Here is a 23,953-nt window from a genome sequence, read left to right on the forward strand (position 1 = left end):
TAAGAATACTAATATTGAATAAAGAGTTTAAATACCGTTTATCATCTTATGAAATGAGCTATAGGGTCGATCGTAAAGAAAATGTCTTTAAGTCATTTTTAGAGAGGGAGCCAATTGGCGCGCTCCAATACAAAGCGAAATGTTCAATGGCGAATTACATCTGACCAACAAAAAACAAATAAATTTGAACAGATGAAAATACTGTTTATTCATAATAATTATGCCAGCAATACCAGTGGGGAGGAATTTGCAGCCGAGGCCATGGAGCGTTTACTTATCACCAATGGTTATGAGGTAGCATGGTATAGACGATTTTCGGATGTAATAAACAACTCATTTTCAAAAAAGGTCTCGGCTTTTTTTTTAGGAATTTATAACCCTAGGGCAATAAGTGAAATCAAGGATTTACTTTCCAGTTTTGAGCCGGATGTAGTACAAATTCAGAATCTTTATCCCTTTATATCCCCTGCAATTATAAAAACGATAAGAAAAAAAGGCATTCCTATTGTGATGCGCTGCCCCAATTATCGATTGTTTTGCCCTACAGGACTTCATATGGATGGCAAAGGGAAAGTTTGTGAAAAATGTTTGTCAGTAGGTCGAGAGCTTAATTGTATTGTCAAAAACTGTGAAAAAGATTATGCCAAAAGTATAGGGTATGCACTCAGGAATTTTTTAGCACGAACCCTTTGGGGACTTACCAGGAACATGGATGCCTATATGGTACAGACTGCGTTTCAAAGGGAAAAATTTATTAATAATGGTATACCCCCTAAAAAACTGTTTATTGTTCCGGGGATAACCCCATCCATCCCTACCGGCAATGAATCCTTTGAATCTAAATACGTGTCCTTTGTGGGCAGGATAAGCGAGGAAAAAGGAATTAAGGAGTTTCTGGAGGCTGCGAGCTTATTGCCAACGCTTCCGTTTGTGGTTGCTGGTGGAGTTAAGAAATCCCAATCCGATCTTAAGGCAAGTTCACCCGCCAATGTAATATGGAAGGGATTTCTATCTGGTAAGGACCTGGATTTGATTTTTAAGCAATCAAAAATAGTGGTGGTTCCCAGTAAATGGTACGAAGGTTTCCCAAATGTTATTACCAAGGCAATGAAACATGGGAAACCCGTAATTACGAGCAATTTGGGAGCCATGGCCGCCATCATTGATCACAGGGAAAATGGTGTATTGGTAGGACCGGGCGATACCATAGGTTTGGCCAAGGCCATACAGGAGTTATATAGGGATACCGAAAAATGCAACTTATATGGGGGCAATGCCAAAAAGAAAGCTGACACCCTTTTTTCTCCCACCAAGGTTTATGATGATTTAATGGGGCTATACAATGGATTACTTAAGGAAAAAGAAAAGAGCACTAGGAAGATTTTGTTTATCCTTCATTATCCCCCTCCGGTTCATGGGGCTGCAATGGTAGGACAGTACATTATGGAAAGTAATTCTTTAAACTCCAACTTTGATTGCCAATATATAAATTTGGGCACATCAGTTAGTATTGATGAAATTGGTAAAGGAAGCTTAATTAAAGGTATTCGTTATTTTAAACTTTTAGGTCTTACAATTAAGAAATTGTATCGCTTTAAGCCAAATCTGGTATATTTAACCCTAACCGCATCCGGTGCTGGCTTTTATAAAGATAGTATTATTGTCATGATGGCTAAGGCATTCGGAAAAAAAGTAGTGGTCCATTTCCATAACAAAGGCGTTGGCAAACGCCAGGATAAATGGTTCGATAATCTGTTGTACAAAATGGTGTTTAAAAAAACAGAGGTCATATTACTTTCAGAACATCTGTATCCAGATATTGGGAAGTACTTCCCAAAAAAACGCGTACATTATTGTGCTAATGGCATCCCCGAAAACAAGGTTTTAAAATTAATAACCAAAAGCAATAAGTCAAAAGTTGAGATTTTATTCCTATCCAATTTAATCACTTCTAAAGGAGTATATATACTCTTAGAGGCATGTCAAATTCTGCAAGCAAAAAAACTACCGTTTCATTGTACTTTTATCGGCGGGGGCGGTGATGTTACAGTAGAACAGTTTCAGGAAAAAGTAAATGCGTTGGGTTTAAGCAACAATGTTCATTATGCAGGTCGAAAATATGGAGTGGAAAAGGAAGAGGCGTATTCCCAAGCCGATATTTTTACGCTACCCACATTCAATGAATGTTTTCCTTTGGTTTTATTGGAAGCCATGCAGTTCTCTTTGCCGATTGTTTCGACCTATGAGGGTGGCATCCGAGAAATTGTCAAAGATGGGAAGACTGGTTTTTTAGTCCAGCAGCAGGATGCTAATGCCTTGGCTGAAAAATTGGAAATATTGATATTGAATCCGGAATTACGATTAAGAATGGGCGAAGCAGGGAGAAAGCACTATGAAAAACACTTTACTTTAGAGTTATTTGAGACACGATTTTCCAACATAATTAAAGAATTAGTTTAAATGAAACTTTTAGGGTATACCATCAAAACAAACTATCCGCAACTGCCGGTTGAAAAAAAAACGGTTATAAACACCATAAATCCACATTCTTATTGTGTGGCAAAACAGGATACCGCTTTTGAAGCCGCCTTAAAGGCATCGGATGTTTTATTGCCCGACGGTGTAGGAATAGTACTTGCAGCTAAAATACTAAATGGACAAAAAATCCAAAAAATTGCGGGTTATGATATATTTATATACCTGATGCATCACCTTAATGCTACCAAAGGATCGTGCTTTTTTCTAGGGGCCTCAGAACAAACCCTGACCCTTATTAAAATACGGGCAGCAAAAGAATTTCCCAACATTACCATTAATGCCTATTCACCACCTTATAAACCTGCGTTTAGTAAGGTAGATAGTGAAGAAATGTGTCGTAGGGTGAATGCATGTGGACCTGAAGTATTGTTTGTGGGGATGACCGCTCCCAAACAGGAAAAATGGGTGAAGCGGCATAAAGAGGCACTTAACGCACATATAATATGCTCAATTGGCGCTGTATTTGATTTTTTTGCGGGAACTTCAAAAAGAGCACCAGAGTGGATCATAAATATTGGACTGGAATGGTTCCATAGAAGTCTTGTGAGTCCAAGTCGCTTAGGTACTCGGAATCTAAAATCTAATCCTAAATTTATTTGGGATATATTTAAATATAAATTTAAACTAATTGAAAAGTGAGAATTGTTATTATAACCCAAGACGAACCTTTTTACTTAACCGATAGTTTAAGATATCTCATAGAAATATTGCCTGGTCACTCTAGTATTGTAGGATGTATCGTAAATGACGTATCTCCCTTTGGTAAAAAGGAATCTTTTATTCAAAAAGCCAAAAAAACAAATGACGTTTTTGGACTTCCGTTTTTTTTGCATTATGGATTTAAATTTCTTAAGAGCAAACTCAGTAAAAAGAATAATATAAAATATTTTTTGGAATATCAAAACATACCGGAAATTGTACTTGATAAACCAATTAACCACGAGGATTCTGTCAAAAAAATTAAGCAATTTACACCTGATTTATTGATTTCTATTCTTGGAAACCAAATTTTTAAAGAACCAATAATCAATTTGGCCCCCCAAGGGTGTATCAATTTACATACTGCCTTACTACCAAAATATAGGGGTTTAATGCCAACTTTTTGGGTGATGAAAAATAGGGAAAAGTATACTGGGGTTTCTGTTTTCTTTGTGGATAAGGGAATAGATAGTGGTCCGATCATTGTTCAAAAAAAGGTAGAAATTGGTAATAGAACGCAGAAAGAATTGATAACATATACCAAAAAACTGGGCATGGAAGCCATAGCTGAATCAATAGATAAAATTGAAAAAGACGATGTAGTTCTCATTGAAAATGATGCTTCTCAAAAAACTTATTTTAGTTTCCCAACTAAAGATGATGTTAAACAGTTTTTAGCCGCTGGAAACAAATTTTATTGATGAATATTTTAACATTTGATATTGAAGAGTGGTTTCATATTTTAGATAATGATTCTACGAAGACCGAAAAGCAGTGGTCAAATTATGAGTCGCGAATTCATCGGAATATGGAGCGCATTTTTTCAGTTTTGGATAATGTTAATGTCAGGGCTTCCTTTTTTGTATTAGGCTGGATTGCTGAAAAGCACCCTGAAGTTGTACGGGAAATCAGTAAAAGGGGGTATGAGATTGGCAGTCATACCCATATGCATCAATTGGTTTATGAACAAAATAGGGAGGAGTTTTCCCAGGATGTAGATCGTTCCATAAAAACCTTGGAAGATATTTCAGGAAAAAAGACTCGAATGTTTCGAGCCCCAGGTTTTTCGATTACGGAACAAAATAAATGGGCATTTGAGGTGCTTTACGAATTGGGTATTGAAATTGACTCCTCTGTTTTCCCCACGGGGAGGGCACATGGCGGAATGCCTTCATATGGTATTGCGGAACCCTCGCTTTTGGAATACAATGGTATCCAATTAAAGGAATTTCCTATAAATACACATTCCATTATGGGTAAATCCATTATTTATTCTGGAGGGGGGTATTTTCGATTAATACCATATTCCCAATTAGAAAAATGGACAGCCAAAGATGACTATGTAATGTCTTATTTGCATCCAAGGGATTTGGATCCGGATCAACCCATGATTAAAGAATTATCTTTGCAAAGAAAATTCAAATCCTATGTTGGATTAAAATCGGCCCAGTACAAATTGGAAAATTGGTTGACAGATTTTGATTTTGTTGATATTGCAACGGCAAATCAGGAAATTGATTGGAATAGCGTAAAGAAAGTTAGACTTTAAGTACTGCTTATTTTATGCATTTACCTTTAAAGTTTAGTAGCTATCCCAATGGTAAGTATATATAAATTTTACTTATAACTGTTTGCTAGATGCTTTCTGTAAAAAGAATTGGAAATAAGAAGTTATAACAAATACATTATTTAAAATCATAATTATTTATTTATAGTTCAAATAATATTAAGTAATTTAGGTCTCTTCTACGGCCCTACTTAGTGTTAATTACCAAAAAAAGAAATGAAAGAAGCACCCTTTAGTCTCGATTTTGATGATGATAATGATGATTCGTTGGCCTTAAAGGATACCATAGTAAAATACCTACGGTACTGGCCCTGGTTTATTTCTAGTCTTTTGCTATGTCTTATTCTTGGTTTCCTCTATTTAATATATGCTCCCATCAGCTACGAATCCGTTGCTAAAATAAAGATTATAGACGAGTCCAAGGAAATGAACGTAGCCGTGGATGCGCTCTCCATGCTCAATGGCGGGGCATCCAATATTAATATGGACAACGAGATCGAGGTATTGCAATCTTACCGCTTGTTGAATCAAGTGGCAGCGGAACTCAACTTGGATGTTTCTTTTTTTGAACAAGGCAATTTTAAGAATACTCAGATTTGGAATGCGCCTGTGGTGCTCACTAAAACTATTTTGGAGGACAGCCTTATGGATCCATTGACTTATGAACTGGTTTTGGATCGTGATCAATTGGTAGTGAAGGACGATTTATCGCGTTCCTTGACCCTAAAGTTCAATGAACTGGATTCTACCGCCACAACTTTACCTTTTACCATTTCCCTCTCGCCTACCTTTGATATTAACACACACTTGGGGAAGACCTATGAAGTGGTCCTCAAATCCAGAAAAGTGACCATTGAAGATTTGCTCGAGACCATAAAGATTCAGCCCACCAGTAAGAACAGTGATATTGTTTCTTTACAGCTGATAGGCGAAAGCTATGAACGGTCAGAGGCCATTTTAAATGCCTTGGTACGGATATTTAACAATGACGGGGTGCTAGACCGTCAACAGGTTTCTAAAAGAACCCTGGATTTTATAGATGAACGCTTTGTGTACCTCTCTACGGAACTAGATTCAATTGAAGGGGGCAAGGAAACATTTAAACGGATCAACAATCTCTCCTACATTGAGGCCGATGCAGGTATTTCCTTAGAACGAAAATCGGAAACCGAAGATGAAGTGTCCGATCTGGAGACCCAGATTTCCATAGCGGGGCTATTGAAGCAAACGGTCGTCAACCAATCGGCTTACAGCTTATTGCCTGTGAACATAGGTTTGGAGAACATGGGACTAAATACCATGGTCTCCAATTACAACGAGATGGTCCTGGAACGCGATAAATTGATAATGACCATAGGGGATGGGCATCCCACCTTGGTGGCGCTCTCCGAGCAATTGGAACGTGCGAAGGTAAATATCCTTAAAACGGTAAATGTGTACCAAGGGCAAATGAGAACCTCCTTAAGTCGTTTGAATACGGAACGTTCTAAAGCCAGTTCCGCTTTTGCCAGACTGCCGGAAAAAGAAAAGATGTTGCGTTCCATTGAGCGCCAACAGAGTATTAAAGAAAACCTCTTTCTATTGTTGTTACAGAAAAGGGAAGAAGCAGCTATCAACCTAGCGGTAACAGCACCTTCAGTAAAAGTGGTAGATTTTGCTGAGACCAAGAACAAACCGGTTGCTCCAAAAAAATTGTTGGTTCTTGGTTTTTCGGGGCTGTTGGGGCTTTTTCTGCCCTTTGCCTTTTTATATGTTAGAAATACCTTAGACACCCAAATAAACACTAGGGGTGACTTAGAGAAATTGTTGCCCACTATCCCCATAGTTGCAGAAATTCCGCATATTAAGATCAAGAGGGCCTTTAAGGACATCAATGACCGCTCGCAAATGGCGGAATCTTTTAGGATTTTAGCCAGTAACCTAAAGCACCTGCTACCCAAAACCAATGGGGACAAGGGTAAGGTGGTGTATGTTTCTTCCTCGGTAGAGGGCGAGGGCAAAAGTTTGCTGGCTTATAACCTTTCCGTAGCCCTGGCCAGTCTGAACAAAAAAGTACTGTTGGTGGGCGCCGATTTGCGAAATCCAAAATTGCACGACTTTTTTGGTATGAGTGTTTCCACAAAAGGCCTGTCCGATTTTCTTAGGGATACACAGCGGAACGCCACCGATTTTATTTATCCGGGCTTGGATGCTACTCCCAATCACAAGGTGTGCCTCAGTGGCTCCATACCACCAAACGTACCCCTATTATTGAGTAGCGAAGGTTTTGAAAAGTTCATAGATGAGGTACAGGGCGCTTTTGAGTATATTATTGTGGACACGGCCCCCATTATGCTAGTAACCGATACCTCCTTGATTTCGGAACATGCGGATATTACGCTCTTAGTGGCCCGCGCCGGATGGACTGATCGGACAATTTTGGAAAAATTGGGCAATAGCAAGCAATCGGAAAACTTTAAAAACCTTTTACTGGTATTGAATGATACCAAAAACACTATTAATTCTTCATACGTCTATAGCGCTACCTAAGATTGGTTTTTGGGCAGCTATTTAGGTCATCCGGAAGTAGTGCAATTAGATGAAATAGCAGCTAGTGCTTTTTTTCATCCTTAAAATTAAAAACAGAAAATTCAATAATGATAGTGTCTGTAAAACAAAGAAATACTGTTTAAAATTTGTATTTTTCATTGAGAACAATTGCAGCGATTTAGCATATCTCAATTTCATATTCTTACTTGGTCGTAATAAATTCTTCGGGCTGATAAAACAAATTGATGTAGTGTACGCTTCTTAGCCTTGAAATATTGGGTACTATTTTAGCAACATCGTAACCTAATATTTTTCGTTCAACGGAAACTATGGAACTTTTTTTTCGATTCTATTGGTTTCAAAATTTAAACGAAAAAAAGCATTTTTATTTATCTAAAAGTAGCAATGGTAATAACCATTAAAGACAAGGAGCCTATAATAACGCCCAGCCATTGTGGTGTAGTAGAGGTTGATCTCATCTTTCGTTTATTTGGCTGGACATACACAATATCATTTGATTTCAAATAGTAATTGGGTGATGTAAAAAGTTCGTCGGTGTTGAGATTAATTCTCTTCGTTGTTTTTATCCCGTTTTGTTCGCTGATTAAAACTACATTGTCGCGTTTAGCGTATATGGTCATATCACCTGCTAACCCCAATGCTTCCAATAAAGTAACTTGCTCATTTGGTATGACATATACAGAGGGATTTTTTACCTCTCCTAATACCGATACCTTAAAATTCAGATATCGTATATCAACAATGGGTTCTAAAAGAAGTTTTCGAATTATCAACTCCTTGGTTATATACTGGCGTAAATCTTTTTTCGTAAGTCCAGCCGCCATGATTGCTCCTATAAATGGAAACTGAATATACCCATCTTGATCAATCAAATATCCAGAAGCCGGTAAAGGTTTTCCGGAAAAAGAAACTCCCTGGGAGGAAGTTTTATTGACAACATCGAACATTTCCGCTGCTTCGACATTTAAGCTACTTACTGTAATGCTCAGAATATCATTTTTTTGAAGAACCGGCTCTAATGTCTCAACAGTTTCTGTGAATTGAGCATCTCCCAAATCGTTGAAATAAGTAGCTTTTTTAACATTGCCACAAGAAAGAAATTGTAAGGCTATCAAAAAAATAGTGGTGTACTTGATAATATAGTTTAAAACTAAAAATCTAGGAATAAGTACCTGTCTATTTTTGTTTCTCATAAAAGTCCTATTTTTTAAATCAATAGAAAAATAAAAATTCAAAGGTATATTTTTAAATTCAAAACAAATATAAGTATGTCATTATCGTCTTCAAAGTATAATGTGAATATAAATCAACTAGTTGTTTTAGCTTCATATAGTTCGATTTTGAAAATTCTTGATTCTGAAAATAGGAATGATAATGTAACTATAAATAGTGAATTAGTTTTAATAGGGCTTCCTTTCTAATACGCAAAACGAATGGGAACAAGGGCAAAGTGGTGTATGTTTTCTCCTACATACAGGGCGAGGTAAAAGCCTATTGGCCTATAATCTTTCTGTGGTCTATGCCAGTTTAAACAAAAAGGTAATGCTGGTTGGTGCCGATCTTAGAAACCCCCAGCTTCATACCTATTTGGATATTCTTAAAAAGGCGAAAGGACTTTCTGAGTATCTTTCGAACCCTTCTATGAACTGGCAGGATGTTATTAATGAAGGATTTAGCAATGAGTTGAATATTAAGGTCTGTTATAATCGCCAAATGCCCCCCAATGCACCCGAGCTGCTCTCCGGGAAGGGCTTTGAAAAGTTTATCAATACAGTTAAAGAGGAATTTGACTATATCATCGTGGATACGGCTCCCACCTTGTTGGTGACGGATACGCTGCTGATCTCCAAAGCTGCAGACCTTACCCTATTTGTTACCCGTGCCGGGTTTACAGACAAGAAACTACTGGAGTATTCCAAAAACCTTGACAAAACTAAGAAGTTAAAAAATATGGCTTATGCCTTGAATGATGTAGGCTTTGGGAAAGCCAGGCATTATAATTACGGGCATGGCTATGGTTACGGATCGACAAGTACCTGATAATAAAGGTATTACAGGATATTTTAAAATCGTGTATAGACCTGACTTTTAATAAATTTAGACTTTTTAAGAAAATTAACTTAAGTATTATAGATAAATTTCACAACTTAAATAATTGTGAATTCCCAATATTTAAATGGGATATAAAATAATCCCAGCTTTCAGATAGTTCTTTTCTTGTTGTATTTTCTATTTAAAAACTAAGGTTGCTATAGCAGTTATAATTTTGATAAAGTCGCATTTTTGTGTCTACTTAAAGGATAACGTTCCCAATTTAGAGAATAGGGTATTGTCTGATACGGTTATCTATTGTCTATTAATACTCCGTTGCTGAAAACAAACGAAAAGGTATATGAGCCTAATCCTATAAACCCATTACCCGAACCTACGCTGTCGTACTCAAAGTTTTTTATTATACCAGTTGAACCACTGTCCACCTGTATATAACCATCGGTGAATTTCCCGTAGGAGATACTTAAAGAACTTCCAGTATCACAGAAAATCATCATGCCATCGTCTGTCCTAGTAGCAGTGACATTGTTCAATTCTATTTCACTTGTGTTAGCCTGAAAACGAGAAATTCCTGATTTAAAAAAAACCATAGTATTGTTAATAACCAATTTACCTCCATCTAAGGACTGTATGACGTTACCGGTGTTTATTGTGGAATTATTAATCACCGCATTAACCGCGTCTATCTTTACATCGCCATTTATTTGGAGATTGTTAACTATAATCGGGTTCGAGTCACTTTTAAAATTGATTTTTCCGTTTCCTCTTATATCTCCGTTCATGAAAACTGTATTTTCGTTACTAGTATAAAATTGATTTTGTTGTGTTGCCACAAATATATCTGATGCCAATTTCGGATTTTTGACTTCAAAATTTGTGCATAAAAATATTTTCCCCCCTGCATTTTCTATTCCTATATCTTTAAAATCATCCACAATTATTCCATTGATAACTGTTTTTCTAACCCCGCCCGATATACTAATTCCCATTCCATAGGTGCTTATTGTCCCGGTATTCTTAGTTTTAAGATTAGTTATGGTTACATTGTTAACATGATTTAGGTCATCGTCCATGCCGCCTGTGTGTGAAATTATTTCAATACCCATTATCCCCGTGTTCTCAATTACTACGTTATCGATAGTAATATCATTTATAATCGAATTATTTACTGTACAATCTATTTTTATACCGTCTATTTCTGAATTGCTACCGCCATCAATGAACAAATCTTGTAATTTTAAAAAATCTAGGGATGTGTTCATTGATTCAATTATACCAAATAAGGATTGTGAAGAACTGGCATAGGTTGTTGTGATATTGCCGTTTGTAAGTGTTGTATTTTTGTTTACAGCAATTAATCGCATAATAGTAGAGGAGGTGATGGTAGCACCATTCAAATCAATACTACATGGTTGGTTTATACTTAATTGAGTCCCTATGTTATAGGTTGCCTTATCAAAAATTATGAAACCTCCAACATCTAAAGCAGCTTGTAGAGCTATGCTATCATCCTTAATTCCATCTCCTTTCGCACCAAACCATTTTATATTTATAAGGTTATTGTCGTATTGTCGAACCCACCCATCTATGACAGTACCACCATTATTAATGCCTGTTTGTGCTTCATGATATTGAAAAATACCACCACCACCATCATTATCTATGGCAAAAGCATTTACTTTTATAATCATGCCATCATCTGGTATCAATGACAACATTTCTGATATATTTGCTACTGTAATAAATTTATCCGCACTATTCTCAATATCAGTACTATCAGTGACAGTAAATCCCGGAAATTCTTGTGAAACAAATTCTACATCCATTCCGTCCTCTGCGGAACAGGATGCTGATGCTAAAGTAACAACGATTAATCCAATTGTTAAAAATTTTATTGTCATTCTGCTAATCATATGGGTTTTTAATTAAAAGTACTGACGCCATTAAAATACGTTGTTATTTCTAAAAATTAGTCAATTACTACTATATACGACACATATGTTTTTAAAGTTTATAAGGTTTTAATCTAGATATTAACAATTTGCTAATAAGTTCTATTTATTGTTCTGAATACTTAGTTTTCTAAGATAATCCTATTACGGATATTTGATTTTAGAATCAACATGGGGTACGTTTACAGAAAAAGATAAAAGACAATGGAGTTCTCAAAAGGTTTGAACAGCATCAAGAAATTATATAATATGGACTATGTGCTAAATGAAGTAGGTCAGAGCAAAACAAAGGATTATAATTACGCGCATGGCTATGGCTCGGATAAAAAATAATCTAAGCAGGATTAGCTAAGGCGATTACAGATCAATATTTCGTGCTGCTTTCCACTCCTAAAACTCAGACTAATTTGGTTAATTGCAGTCTCCGGCTTTCATATCAAATGCATTTAGAATCGGGTTCTAAAGCTGTAATTAAAAAGTTTACTTTTATTCCCCCTTTATAGCAAGATTTGTTTCCTCAGTTATAACCTGTTTACGGTTTATTAATGCTATCATTAGCCATAGCACCATTTTCATCCAACATGGAATATTCTAATTGAAATACAGGCATGGACCCCTTGTTTAAGGGTTCTTTAGAATCAGCTGTTCTTATAATTATCTGAGTAGAGTCATTAGCTGTTTTAAGGTATTCCGTTGCGCTATTCATCCGGGCCCTGTTAAAGCGATTCGATAATGAATCCATTTCTATGGGATTCGCCAACTGCATTATCGCCTGATTTAAGTCCAGGGAATCTCCGTCAATTTGGGCTTGTACAAAACTCTTAAAACCTTCTTCATCCTTTAGATAGTCTTTCTGCGTTTTTTCAAAATACAATGCTCCTATTTTTGCTTCAGCAAGAGCCTCTTTTTGCAAATCAGGATCTACATAATACACCATGTCTATCTCCAGACCTTCTTTTTTTTCTTCTAACTTTAATAAGAGATCAAACTGTCTAATTTGTTTTTCTGTAGGGATAGAATCTAAATAGGTATACTCAATAGCTTCTAATTCTTTAGGGTCTCCACCAACCAACCCTGCCAGAAAATTAACCGGTTTTGCCACTGCATTTGTAATCATATTTTTGAAAGTGGTCCAGACAATTTTCCCAATATCTACCTCCGGGTCATTAAGATCGCCCCTAACCGGAACTTCCAGATTGATATCACCATTTTTATCTTTTAAAAGAAAAATAGCAAATTTTAAGGGCAGGCTATACAAACCACTGTCATTATTATCGACAGTGACATTTTTTACCAACAAACGATTTTCACTAACAATGTTTCCATTTGTAATTTTAGAATTGCTATAGTAAAACATATCACCCTGTAAAATGCTATGCCCGGTATAATGGTTAGAATAAATATTTAAATCAGATAACAAGAAACGTTCTACCGTTATATCTACCCCCATGGTTAGTAGATTGGAGGGGTCATATCCCAATTTTGCATCGAGTGTACCACGGTCATTTAATAACATTTTTGCATAAATATCAATCCAATCAGCTGTGCTGGAAATACTGTCAGCTTCTATTTCTATTTCACTTAAACTGTAATTAAAAGGTTGTCCGGTAAGATTATCTGTATAATCCATTTCAGAAGTGTTTAGACTTAAGTGATTTACCTGGTAGTGCATTGTGCTTGCACTGGAATCTTCTTCTACGACAACCGTATTTTCTTCTTCTGTCTCTGTTGTTGCTTCTTCCCTTACAGAATCGAGCTTGAAAATTCGGAAAATATTGTTGGAAACAGAATCCAATTCAAATTTCACATAGGAACTGGTAATATCCAGGGTGTCTATAATGTATGATTCCTTGTCATAGTTGATCTCAGCCAGGGAAGTATGAACCTTCTCAGCGGCCATAAATTTCTCACCATTCTGATCGCTCATTGAAAAATCCAAAATATCTGCTGTGCCCGAAAGGAGGGCTTTTTCTGGTTCATTTATATTACCCGTAATATCTAAGGTTGAGTTTACCCTGCCATCAAAAGAATTAATGAGGGCGTACTCTGCCACATATTTATAAAATGGATCCAGATAGAGATCTTTTACGATAATTCGGGCATCAAACTCTCCCTCTATCGGATTAATATTCAGAATAGATTCGAAATAACCACCTCGCTTGAATTTAAATTTAAAATCAGCATTACTTTTCACACTCTGATCCCATTCAACGAAGGGTATAAAAAAAGAGAAGTCATCAATATGGGTTAAATTATCCACATCTTTATCATCAAAAGTAAAATAGGATTCTTTCAATTCAAGATTAGAAAGGCTGTATTTAATAGGCTCTTCATTTAAAGTATCCTCCGGAATACTGTCCGATGCCATGTGAAAAGCTACAAGGTCATCAAAATTAAAAATGGAATCTTTTTTGGTGATATTCACGTTTAATCCCTTGAGGTAAAACTGTTCCATTACAAAATGATCTGAAAAATAACCATAGGGTTCCATGTCTACAACTAAGGTGTCAAACGAAGCAAAAACGTCTTTGTCATTTGCCTCATACATTTGAAAATTGTAGAGTTTAAGCGTTCCGGTAAAGTAGTTGAGTCGGAGTTTTTCCAGATCTATCTTTCTTCCTAAAAGCTCCTTACTGTGTTTTATTACATAACGTTTGCCAAGGGGTGGAGCAAGAAGCAGGACCAGGACAATCAAACTTCCAAGTCCAATACCTATCCAAAGCAAAATTTTCTTTTTACCCATTATAAAAACTTATTTAAATAATAGCATATATAAAGAGTTTTAGGACCATTTAAAATAAAAAATCACCTTTAGTTTTAAATAAAAGCTAAGGTAAATTATTCCATTTCTTCCATTAGAATTTCCGGAGGTTCTATGCAATAAAAGCTATTCTTCTTCCTTTACTTCCACAATCTCGTACATATCCACGCCATCTAATTGAATAGGCTGGTAGTAGGTCTCTCCAAATTTTACATAGGTCTGATCCCCGATCTTCACCTCTTCACCACCTTCCGGCAAATGGGGGACAATAGTGCCTGCAGTAGCTGGTACTACCGTATAACCTTCGTCAGATTTTTCATAATACGCCCCGCCATAGTAGTAATTATTAGTAGTTTCATTCACTTCCACTACTTCTGCCTCTTTGGGGATAGTCTTTACAGTAGCACCAACAGGGGCTTGAACAACGGTGTAACCGCCATCAGATGCAACGTAATAAACACCCTGGTCATAATGGTATTGCTGGCTCTCTATGCTTATTATTATCGCTGTGGTTGCCAGGGTAGCTACAAAAAAGCCCCATGGATGCCAGACAGGACCCCAGTAAAACGGACGATAAGGATGATAAAAATAAGGTCTGTGGCAATAATACCCAAAACCGCCATATCTGTAAGGGGGTCTGACATATGCACGACCGCCTGCCCGAACATAGGTGTTGCCCCTGTTAATATTTACGTTTCTGCTATTATCTATGTTTATGTTTCTATTGCTGTTGTCAATATTAGTTCTGTTTCGGGTATTGTTTTTAACATCAGATGTTCTTTTTCTTTCATTGGAAGTATTAGGCCTTGCAGCATCGCGATTACCAGATCTGTCTGATGTCTTTTGCCTTTGCGCAACATCCCTTTGCCCGGTACTTGGTGTCCTGCTATAACTGCGATCATTAGATCTTGTGTGCCCTCCATTAATTGATCTGGAAGGTGAGTTATAAGAAGTGGAAGGCCTGGATGCAGAGCGCTGCGTACTTTGGCGTTGTGTGCTTGCCCTGGAGGGAGCCGAACGTTGCGGGCTTGGGCGAGAAGCCATGCTCCTGCTGCCTCCTCTGGACGCTCTATGGCCCATTCTTTGGGCGTTTATTGCCTCTAATGGCAATAGAAGCAAGAGTAATAATAGTAGTATTCCGGAAAGTCTGGTTAATATTTTTTTGTCTTTGAACATAATTTGTTGTTATTAATGAAACTGCTTTATGACTTCTCCATAATGTCAATAAGCTTCGACTTGGGAGGGGGTAAAAATTCAAACATGGTGCTTGGTAGCTTCGGATTTAAATCCCAACTTTTAAACACTGATTCGAACCTTAAATTTTGGTTGCCTTTTTGAATTAAAACAAGGCGTTTTGGCAAATTTTGGTTGCTGCTGGAGATCCATAACTGGAACTGCATATTTTCATTGGTGGCTCTTAAATAAAAACACTCTTCTCCCTCTACCACTGTCTTACCTAAAAATTCCAGTGTATTGAACTCTTCCAGAATATCATCGGTAAATGAAGGATAGAAAAAATCTGCCGCGGGAAACTCGAAATCAAACCTTGTGTGCAGGTTGTCTATCATCTCGATTATATTTCCGGGGCTTTCAAGAACAACGTAATTATTTTCTTTGAAAGAATAAAAGGAGGCATATGTTCCGTTAAACCAAAAACCATATTTTCCATTAGTACCAATTCTTTGGTAGACCATCTTATCGGGACCTTCCATGCTCACATGGCTGGTACTATAATGTGTTTCTATTTTTTGATTATCATCCAGCTTGTCCGCGGCAGTTTCTATGCTAAAACTCACTGCTTCAAGTTCACCAATAATATCTGCCATCCTGTCCAGGATATAAACGGCTGCTGAATCTATCTCCCGAACAGCCTGACTTTGGCCATAAAAGGGGAGTACTAATAATGCAAGTATTATAATTTGTTTTTTCATAGCCCCAAGATACTTATTTCAGGTATTTAGCTCCAAGAAAATGGAAGTGTAAAATTAAATTATTGAATATCGAATTAGTTAGGAATCTTTGATTCTCTGTTTTAACTACAAATACAAATGAATAAACCATACGATAACAATGATTATTATAAAGATAAAGCTCAGTGCAAAGTATTTGATGGCATTTTCTACATGTTGGAATTTCTTATCAATAATCATGCTTTCTATATAAATTTGCTGACCTAACTGGGAGTAAAAGTCCTCTTCTTCGCCAAATATTTCAATTAACCTCTTGGTGTATTTCTCTATGCTTCCGAATGAGTATACGGCATCTCTGAAGAAAAGCACATTTTTTTCATATTTCTTGGTTATCTGAGGTTTAAAACACTTAAAACAGAAGTATATAGAAATTAAGGAACTGATCATCCAGAAAGAAGCCAATACAATAAAGAGCGCACCTTCCTGGAAAAGTGGTTGAAGTTCTTCTAACCTGTCAAAAAAAACGCCTAAAATTAATCCATGAAAAGAAAATATAACACCGGCTTTGAGCTCGGATGCCCGTATTAGTTTTTCCAATCGCTCCAATTGCTCCCAATAATTATTGGGATCTTGTCTGGTAATTGAATTCTCTTTATCTGCCATTCCTTAATAAGTGTATTTAGAATTAATCAACGATTTAAATATACGATAAATCCGATTATAGTTTTTAACTAAAGGCAGCACGGATTAGATAATCTATTATCTTTATCGCAAGACCAACCCAAGTTAAATATGAAATTGAATATAACCAGCCAGCGCCTTTATTCGTTGGACGCACTTCGTGGATTTGATATGTTCTGGATTATTGGTGCAGAGGAGATCTTTCATAAAATGGCTGAGATTACCCATTTGCCATTTTGGAATTCCTTATCCAATCAGTTTATTCATCCTGCATGGCACGGCTTTGCGTTTTACGATTTGATTTTTCCCTTGTTCCTTTTTCTTGCGGGCGTGGCCACGCCTTATTCTGTAGGAAAACAGCTTGAAAAAGGAATAAATCGAAAATCCCTGTTATATCGCGTCATTAAAAGGGGGTTAATTTTGTTTCTTCTGGGGGTTATCTATAATAATGGTCTCGAAATTCGCCCTTTGGAAGAGATACGTTTTGGAAGTGTTCTGGGGCGTATTGGTTTGGCCTATATGTTCGCCAACATCATATACCTTTACACCAAACAGCGCGGTCAGATTATTTGGTTCTCTGCACTGCTTCTTGGCTACTGGTTCCTTTTAATGTTCAACTCTGCACCCGGTTATCCCATGGGTGATATGACCATGGAAGGTAATTTTGTTTCTTACCTGGATACACTCATCATGCCGGGTAAATTGTATCTGGGCATACATGATCCGGAAGGGTTTGTATCAACAATTCCCGCCATCCCAACCTGTCTCCTGGGCATATTCGCGGGAAATTTATTAAAACACGGGGCTGTCGATAAGCAAAAAGAAACTGCTGTCAGGCTCGTAGTCATTGGTGTTATACTAATTATCCTTGCACAATTATGGAACCTTGTTTTTCCAATCAACAAAAACTTATGGACGAGTTCATTTACATTGCAATGCGGCGGTATAAGTATGCTGCTGATGGCTGCCTTTTATTACATCATTGATATCCTCGGGCATAGAAAATGGGCATTTTTCTTTAAAGTAATTGGTATGAATTCTATTTTGATATATATGGCCGGTGGTTTTATAGATTGGGCTTATACAACATCTGCCTTATTCCAATGGCTGGGCCAGCTTGTTGGGGATCCTTACAACGCTGTGGTTATGGTTTTATGTTATATTGGGGTACAATGGGCATTTTTATACGTTCTTTATAGAAAGAAGGTTTTTCTGCGTGTTTAGAACCTAAGTGTGTTATTTTTGAATCCAAATAGAGTCTTTTAAAAATTATTGGTTATTAATATAGAATCATGGGTATGATGGACAAATCGAAATGCGACGCAATCTATACTTTGCTAAATGAAGCAAAAGTAGACTGGCAACAGCTCCTGGAGAAAATTATTTCCTGTTTTGACTGTACCACGGGAACGGTTCATTTTTTGGATGAGGGCACGTCAATTTTAAAGTTGAAGGCCCACCAGGGTATTCCAGGTTTCTTGCTGCCAAAAATATCGGAAATACCCATTGGCAAGGGCATGGCAGGAATAGCTGCGGAACGCCGGGAGCCGGTAGAGATTTGTAACCTGCAAACAGATGAATCCGGAGTGGCCAGACCGGCGGCAAGGGAAACCAAAGTTGAAGGATCCATAGCTGTGCCTATGATTCTTGATGGGGTTTTATATGGGACATTTGGTATAGCAAAGCCTGTTCCTTACGACTTTACCAAAGAAGAGATTGGCGAACTAAGCGCAATTGGTACCGAAATGAGCCGAATTTTAAAAAGTTCTAACCCTTAGGATTTGTGGCTTTAGGTTAAAGTTTAAAGCCAGACGGAATTACCGCTCCTTTTTTTATCACTACAATACCATCTTTAATGACATAGGAATCTGTTTCCAGGTCTTCCAGGTGCGGGCCACCATCAATGGTGACATCGTCTCCAATCCGGCAATTTTTATCAATGATTGCATTTTTAATATGGCAGCGCTCTCCGACACCCATTAGTATTTTGATCTTGTTGTTTTCTATTTCTTCGAGGGTTTCATAGTAATCGCAACCCATCATATACGTATTTATTACGGTGGATTCTTTTCCTATTCGTGAGCGTATCCCAATAACGGATCGCCTTATCTCAGTTGCATGTATAATACATCCTTCGGCAATTACGGCCTTGTCCATTTGAGTTCCCGAAATCTTAGACGTAGGCAAAACTCTGGCTCTGGTATGTATGACCCGCTGGGTGTCATAGAGGTTAAACTTCGGAATAGCGTCTGTTAATCCCAGGTTAGCTTCAAAGAAAGAATCAATATTACCTATATCCGTCCAATAGCCTTCAAACTGATAACTGAGCACTTTGTGTTTTCCAATGGATTGCGGGAGGATCTCTTTTCCAAAATCCATAGTTTCGGGATCATTCATGAGATCTATAAGCAGGTCGCGGTTAAAGATATAAATACCCATGGATGCAAGGTATAGACGCCCTTCCTGCTTCATTTCGTCACTAACTTCCGATTGCCAGTCCGGCAACAAATCGGATGATGGTTTTTCAATGAAAGAAGTTATATTATCTTCATTATCATTTTTTAATATGCCAAAGGCAGGAGCATCATTGGCATGAACCGGAATTGTTCCTATTGTTATATCGGCTTTGCTCTCAATATGTTTATTTATCATTATATTAAAATCCATCTGATATAACTGATCTCCGGACAGGATTAAGGCATAATCAAATTCGTGCTGCAAAAAATGATGCATGCTTTGTCTTACCGCATCAGCTGTTCCCTGAAACCAATCTCCACTGGTCATGGTAAGTTCGGCCGCTAAAACATCTACAAAAGCTTTGCTGAAAAAGCTAAAATGATAGGTGTTTTTAATATGCCTGTTTAAGGATGCAGAATTAAATTGGGTTAAGACATACATTCTTTTAATATCTGAATTAATGCAATTGGAAATAGGAATATCCACTAATCTATATTTCCCTGCAATAGGTACAGCTGGTTTCGACCTTTTTTCAGTCAACGGAAACAGGCGTGATCCCTGACCTCCTCCTAATATAATTGCTAGAACGCTTTGAGTGAACATGTTTTTAATGCTTTAAAGATTTGTATAAGGTTTCAATTTGTTGTGCAATTGCAGACCAGTCGAATGTTTCTTCTACTCGTTTTCTGCCTTTATGCGCCATAGATTTCTGTAACTCTTTATTGTTAATTATAGTATTTATACCTTTAGCAAGGTCCCGTGCAAATTTATCCGGATCTACGGGTTCAAAGGGAGCCTCATTTTGTTGCTCCAATGGCACGAGTATACCCGTTTCACCATCCACAACCACTTCTTTTATCCCCCCCACGGCACTGGCTACAACGGCTGTATTGCAGGCCATGGCTTCAATATTGATTATTCCAAAGGGTTCATAAATGGATGGACAACAAAATACGTCTGCATGGGAATAAAGCTGTATAACCGATTTTTTATCGAGCATTTCAGCGATCCAGATTACATTATCCCTGCTTTTTCTTACTTCATTAACACAGTCTTCCATTTCTTTTGCAATTTCAGGCGTGTCCGGGGCTCCTGCACATAATACTACCTGGGTGTCCGGGTCTATATATTTAATGGCATTCACTAAGTGTATGATCCCCTTCTGCCTTGTGATTCTACCGACAAACAGGACATAGGGTTTTGATTTATTTATATGATACTTATCCAGGGCTGTAGTTTCACTGGTAGCTATATATTCTTTAAGGTTAATTCCATTGTATATTACTTTTATTTTTTCCTCATCTACATCAAAATATTTCAGGACATCATCTCTTGTCTCATAGGATACTGCGATAACTGCATCTGCCATTTCTATGGCTGTTTTTTCAATCCATAATGATGCGTCGTATCCTCTACCCAGCTGCTCTCGTTTCCAGGGCCTCAATGGCTCCAGGGAATGTGTTGTTACCACCAGGGGAATTCCATAAAGCAGTTTTGCTGTTATGCCAGCAAAGTGTGAATACCAGGTATGGCAATGCACTATATCGGCATTAATGTCATCGGCATTCATATGGATGCAGGTACTTAGTGTTTGTAATACGGCTTTAAGTTTATCATTGGAGTTATTGAAAATGGGATTGTCATAAGGAAATCCCTTCACGGACAAATTACCTGATTCTTCATCCTGATCACCGAAGCATCGCACTTCCAGCTCCATAAGTTTGGCCAATTCGGCAGCCAAATACTCAACATGGACCCCTGCGCCTCCGTAAACATAAGGAGGAAATTCTCTGGTAAAGAAAAGTGCTTTCATATAATATTTCCGGGTATTGGTTTTAGAATTTTATTTTGAACTTCACCTATAATTTAGGCTATTTTTTAATAGTTAACTGGCATCTGCCGAATTTTTATAAAGGTATTTATAAATTTCCTTTTTGGTCTATAGATGGGCGTAAAAACAAGGTAAATTTTTATATCGAAACTGTTAATTTTAGATTATCAACTTGCACTTAAAATGATGTCTCAATTAACTCTATTTTTGTATAGTCAGCGATGAATTGATAGGAAAAAATGATTTCATTGGTTAGTTATTTTAGTTTTGCTTACTCTAAAAAGTTTTCAGCCTCCCTTCTATTATTTTGACCGGTGAGTTCAGGGCCTGAGAAATATTATTCTAGTTCCGAATGCCTAGTAAGGTAAGGAAAAAAGGCAAAAAAATAAGACCTTTCTATTTGAAATTAGAGGATTTAAGATTCGTGCTTAGATGAGCGTAATAGATTAACAAGGAGTTACCTTGTTGACCTTCTTATATGACTTATGCTCATAAGCACGTTTACTAGTAAACCTGATTTCACTTCTTTCTAATTCTTATTATCTTTGGGATATAGCGCTAAAAAATCATTTTACTCAATTGTTGTAAATAGATTTATGCCAATCATGAATTCACGTCTTAAACAGCTGATTTTAATAACCTTATTTACGACAATAGGAAGTGCATCTTATGGGCAAGAATTAACTAATGAAATTGCCTGGAGTATAAAGTATGAACGCATTGAAAATTTGAAAGATTTAATTACAGCAGATCGCATCAATGAATGTGTGGGAGTAGGAGATAGTAAAAGGTATAATTATTTGGCCATAAGTATCAAGTTAAAATCGATGAAATCCTTGCGATATTTTGTTGAAAATGGCGCCGATATAGAGGGTGTTTGCGCGGATAAGACTCCCTTGATGTATGCAGCAAAATACGGTCGATTGGAAATGGCGCGATACCTTTTGCAAAAGGGCGCTGATCTTAATGCAACCTACAAAGGCCAAAACGCACTTAATTTGGCAAGACAATTTCATCAGCGCGACATCACAAAGTACTTATTAGAACAAAAAAGGAAATTAAAATCGATGCAGGACGACGGCCGCTACAAGAAGCCTAAGTCTAGTTCTTGATGTCCCTAAGGAGATTTGAATAATAGCATCAACCAACCAAAATAATTGGAAAAACACCATTTAATGCAAATTGATTTTGTCTTTGTTAGGCGTAGCTTTGAAAATATAAACTCCAATTAGCACCGCTACGAATTGGAAATACCGTTGTTTGCATTCGTCCTGTTTCGTCATTTTAATATTGTTGCTTTTCAAGCAGCTTAACACCTTATAGATCTGCTGCTAAAAGTTATTTGAGGTCCAATATTACCAACGACTCCATTATCACAGGGCATTCGCTTGGAGGATTCATTGCAATATCTATGGGCTTTTACTTTAAAAATAAGAGAATTACATCTTTTAACGCACCTCATGTTGTGACTTGGTTGGGCAACGCAATAGACTTATCCAAATATATCCTCGAAGATAACTTCGCAACCAATAAAATCATTTGTTATAATTCAACAAAAGATGCTGCATCAATTTTGACATTAGCTCATGGACCAAGCCTAATGATAATGATTATGAATTTAATAATGAATAATATTGAGTACGTAAATATTCCCAATGCCGATTTTCACAATATGGAGCCTATGTTGAGAGAATTAAAAAAGAGAAATGGACATATTAATTGGAATATAAGATAATCAAGTCCTTTGAGGAATTCATATTCAAGAATTGGTATCTAAAAAAATCACGCATTATTACGTATAAACCTTCCCATTTCTAATAATTTGGACTCTTTAATAGTATTATTAATTAGGTTTTTATAACTTATTTATTAAGCATATTTACTATGTTGAAACCGCTAGTTAAATTATATTAGGAATAACTTGGGGTGCTAATAGGAGCTATAACCATAGCACTTGTAGATTTCACTTTTTCACAAGGTTTTTTTTTGGATGAGCTTCCTGAATTTAAAAATGTCTGCTGTAATAGAAACTGAAATCGAACTAAAACTTAAGCTCCGAAGTCCTGCTCTAAATTTTGGTAATAAACTGTTGTAGGCAGACTGGCCTCTAAAAATTCTACTTTGGTAGTTAGATTATATTGTAGTCGATTAAAAAGTTTATAATATCGTCAACGCTATCATAGATATTAACGGCACCCGCTGGCACAATAATATCTATATCACTTAAACTCAAATCATTGATATAAACCTGTCCGTTTCCTCCTTTGAAAAAAACAGGCTTGGTAAATCGCTTCTTATAATTATTAAAATCTTGAGGGTTCATATATTTGGAAGCTTCATTTTGGGGGGAAATTATTCCTCGGAAGGCATACACTGGCAGATTGAGTCTTGCAACTACCAAATTATACATATCTGCATCCCATTGGCGTAATACTGCAGAAGTAGTCCGGACATATTGATGTAAGTTTTTACCATTTGCTTTCGCTGATAACAATAAATCTGGTAGTTGAGTAGTTTCACTCCACCAAGAGGAAATATTAGAGTGTCCTGAAAATCTGAATAATGAAGTGCCGGGCGGTAACAGAACTTTTGTTGCACCACAACCTAAAAAGGCAGCCCTGACATTACTTGAAAGCTGATCAAAGTCAAGATTTTGGTTAAGTATTGGCATGAATAGTCTTATGTGTTAAATCTACTATTACTGTTTCTTAACTAAATTTATAAAAAAAATCCTACGTAATTCGGACATATTAAATTAAAGTGTTTTAGTTCATCAATAACGCGGTTTTTAGTAAAGGATTGAAAATGTGCCTAATTATAAAGTAAATTATTCTTTAAATTAGCACTAAGGATATTAGAGAGTGGTACCATATTAATTAGTTCTAAATACTAATGCTTTATAAGCTTATAAATGGCGGTATTGATATCAATATTTAGGCCGTTACCTGTCAAATG

Annotated in this window: 19 protein-coding genes and 1 pseudogene; 11 read left to right on the forward strand and 9 right to left on the reverse strand. The window is 36.8% G+C overall.

The window, feature by feature from the left end; all coding sequences use genetic code 11:
* Window positions 1-192: 192 nt before the first annotated feature.
* From G504_RS19395 to G504_RS18125, 5 genes are all read left to right on the forward strand, one after another.
* Complete coding sequence (locus G504_RS19395) at window positions 193-2,460, forward strand: glycosyltransferase family 4 protein (protein WP_157472979.1); 2,268 nt, start codon at window positions 193-195, stop codon at window positions 2,458-2,460.
* Entirely contained in the window at window positions 2,461-3,177 is a 717-nt protein-coding gene (locus tag G504_RS0101140) for a WecB/TagA/CpsF family glycosyltransferase (RefSeq protein ID WP_019668289.1), read from the forward strand.
* Window positions 3,174-3,938 (forward strand): methionyl-tRNA formyltransferase, encoded by a 765-nt coding sequence (locus G504_RS0101145; RefSeq protein WP_019668290.1) that lies wholly within the window; start codon window positions 3,174-3,176, stop codon window positions 3,936-3,938. Before G504_RS0101140 ends, G504_RS0101145 begins: the two co-directional genes overlap by 4 nt.
* Window positions 3,938-4,786 carry a polysaccharide deacetylase family protein gene (locus tag G504_RS0101150; RefSeq protein WP_019668291.1) on the forward strand — a complete coding sequence of 283 codons (849 nt, stop codon included), beginning with the start codon at window positions 3,938-3,940 and terminating at the stop codon, window positions 4,784-4,786. Before G504_RS0101145 ends, G504_RS0101150 begins: the two co-directional genes overlap by 1 nt.
* 234 nt (window positions 4,787-5,020) lie before the next feature.
* Window positions 5,021-7,333: a GumC family protein gene (locus G504_RS18125; protein WP_019668292.1), complete on the forward strand. Its 2,313-nt coding sequence runs from the start codon at window positions 5,021-5,023 to the stop codon at window positions 7,331-7,333.
* A 389-nt stretch (window positions 7,334-7,722) separates the two neighbouring features.
* On the opposite strand, the gene G504_RS0101160 is transcribed toward G504_RS18125, so the two are convergent.
* On the reverse strand, window positions 7,723-8,547 hold the full coding sequence (locus G504_RS0101160) for a polysaccharide biosynthesis/export family protein (protein ID WP_157472981.1): 825 nt from the start codon (window positions 8,545-8,547) through the stop codon (window positions 7,723-7,725).
* A gap of 295 nt (window positions 8,548-8,842) precedes the next feature.
* On the opposite strand from G504_RS0101160, the pseudogene G504_RS0101165 reads away from it, so the two are divergent.
* Window positions 8,843-9,394: pseudogene (locus G504_RS0101165) on the forward strand (tyrosine-protein kinase family protein); the annotation flags it as partial.
* Between the two features lie 302 nt (window positions 9,395-9,696).
* On the opposite strand, the gene G504_RS0101170 reads toward G504_RS0101165, so the two are convergent.
* A complete protein-coding gene (locus tag G504_RS0101170; RefSeq protein WP_019668295.1) occupies window positions 9,697-11,307 on the reverse strand; it encodes a hypothetical protein in 1,611 nt (536 codons plus the stop codon).
* Between the two features lie 255 nt (window positions 11,308-11,562).
* Here G504_RS0101170 and G504_RS20050 point away from each other — a divergent pair, with 255 nt between their 5' ends.
* Window positions 11,563-11,691: a hypothetical protein gene (locus tag G504_RS20050; protein ID WP_019668296.1), complete on the forward strand. Its 129-nt coding sequence runs from the start codon at window positions 11,563-11,565 to the stop codon at window positions 11,689-11,691.
* Between the two features lie 199 nt (window positions 11,692-11,890).
* Here the strand turns inward: G504_RS20050 and G504_RS0101175 are convergent, their stop codons facing one another.
* The 4 genes from G504_RS0101175 to G504_RS0101190 all read right to left on the reverse strand — a co-directional run bounded on the left by G504_RS0101175 (window position 11,891) and on the right by G504_RS0101190 (window position 16,692).
* Entirely contained in the window at window positions 11,891-14,101 is a 2,211-nt protein-coding gene (locus tag G504_RS0101175; protein WP_019668297.1) for a DUF748 domain-containing protein, read from the reverse strand.
* A 144-nt stretch (window positions 14,102-14,245) separates the two neighbouring features.
* Window positions 14,246-15,295, reverse strand: a complete 1,050-nt coding sequence (locus G504_RS0101180; RefSeq protein WP_019668298.1) for a DUF6515 family protein — start codon at window positions 15,293-15,295, stop codon at window positions 14,246-14,248.
* 26 nt (window positions 15,296-15,321) lie between these two features.
* The gene (locus G504_RS0101185) at window positions 15,322-16,050 is read right to left on the reverse strand and encodes a DUF2092 domain-containing protein (protein ID WP_019668299.1); all 729 of its coding nucleotides are present in this window, start codon (window positions 16,048-16,050) and stop codon (window positions 15,322-15,324) included.
* A gap of 105 nt (window positions 16,051-16,155) precedes the next feature.
* The gene (locus G504_RS0101190; RefSeq protein ID WP_019668300.1) at window positions 16,156-16,692 is read right to left on the reverse strand and encodes a Pycsar system effector family protein; all 537 of its coding nucleotides are present in this window, start codon (window positions 16,690-16,692) and stop codon (window positions 16,156-16,158) included.
* A gap of 129 nt (window positions 16,693-16,821) precedes the next feature.
* On the opposite strand from G504_RS0101190, the gene G504_RS0101195 reads away from it, so the two are divergent.
* Together G504_RS0101195 and G504_RS0101200 are read left to right on the forward strand one after the other, a co-directional pair.
* Window positions 16,822-17,934: an acyltransferase family protein gene (locus G504_RS0101195; RefSeq protein ID WP_019668301.1), complete on the forward strand. Its 1,113-nt coding sequence runs from the start codon at window positions 16,822-16,824 to the stop codon at window positions 17,932-17,934.
* A gap of 74 nt (window positions 17,935-18,008) precedes the next feature.
* Window positions 18,009-18,488: a GAF domain-containing protein gene (locus G504_RS0101200; RefSeq protein ID WP_051089555.1), complete on the forward strand. Its 480-nt coding sequence runs from the start codon at window positions 18,009-18,011 to the stop codon at window positions 18,486-18,488.
* A 16-nt stretch (window positions 18,489-18,504) separates the two neighbouring features.
* On the opposite strand, the gene G504_RS0101205 is transcribed toward G504_RS0101200, so the two are convergent.
* The gene (locus G504_RS0101205; RefSeq protein WP_019668303.1) at window positions 18,505-19,770 is read right to left on the reverse strand and encodes a glucose-1-phosphate adenylyltransferase; all 1,266 of its coding nucleotides are present in this window, start codon (window positions 19,768-19,770) and stop codon (window positions 18,505-18,507) included.
* Window positions 19,771-19,774: 4 nt separating this feature from the next.
* The gene (gene glgA, locus G504_RS0101210; protein WP_019668304.1) at window positions 19,775-20,980 is read right to left on the reverse strand and encodes a glycogen synthase; all 1,206 of its coding nucleotides are present in this window, start codon (window positions 20,978-20,980) and stop codon (window positions 19,775-19,777) included.
* Window positions 20,981-21,603: 623 nt separating this feature from the next.
* Here glgA and G504_RS19020 point away from each other — a divergent pair.
* Together G504_RS19020 and G504_RS0101220 are read left to right on the forward strand one after the other, a co-directional pair.
* Complete coding sequence (locus G504_RS19020) at window positions 21,604-22,110, forward strand: ankyrin repeat domain-containing protein (protein ID WP_019668305.1); 507 nt, start codon at window positions 21,604-21,606, stop codon at window positions 22,108-22,110.
* A 230-nt stretch (window positions 22,111-22,340) separates the two neighbouring features.
* Complete coding sequence (locus G504_RS0101220; RefSeq protein ID WP_157472983.1) at window positions 22,341-22,733, forward strand: hypothetical protein; 393 nt, start codon at window positions 22,341-22,343, stop codon at window positions 22,731-22,733.
* Window positions 22,734-23,126: 393 nt separating this feature from the next.
* Here G504_RS0101220 and G504_RS0101230 read toward each other — a convergent pair whose 3' ends face one another.
* Window positions 23,127-23,669 carry a hypothetical protein gene (locus tag G504_RS0101230; protein WP_019668307.1) on the reverse strand — a complete coding sequence of 181 codons (543 nt, stop codon included), beginning with the start codon at window positions 23,667-23,669 and terminating at the stop codon, window positions 23,127-23,129.
* Between the last annotated feature and the right edge of the window lie 284 nt (window positions 23,670-23,953).

This window comes from Eudoraea adriatica DSM 19308 (assembly GCF_000382125.1).
GTDB lineage: Bacteria > Bacteroidota > Bacteroidia > Flavobacteriales > Flavobacteriaceae > Eudoraea > Eudoraea adriatica.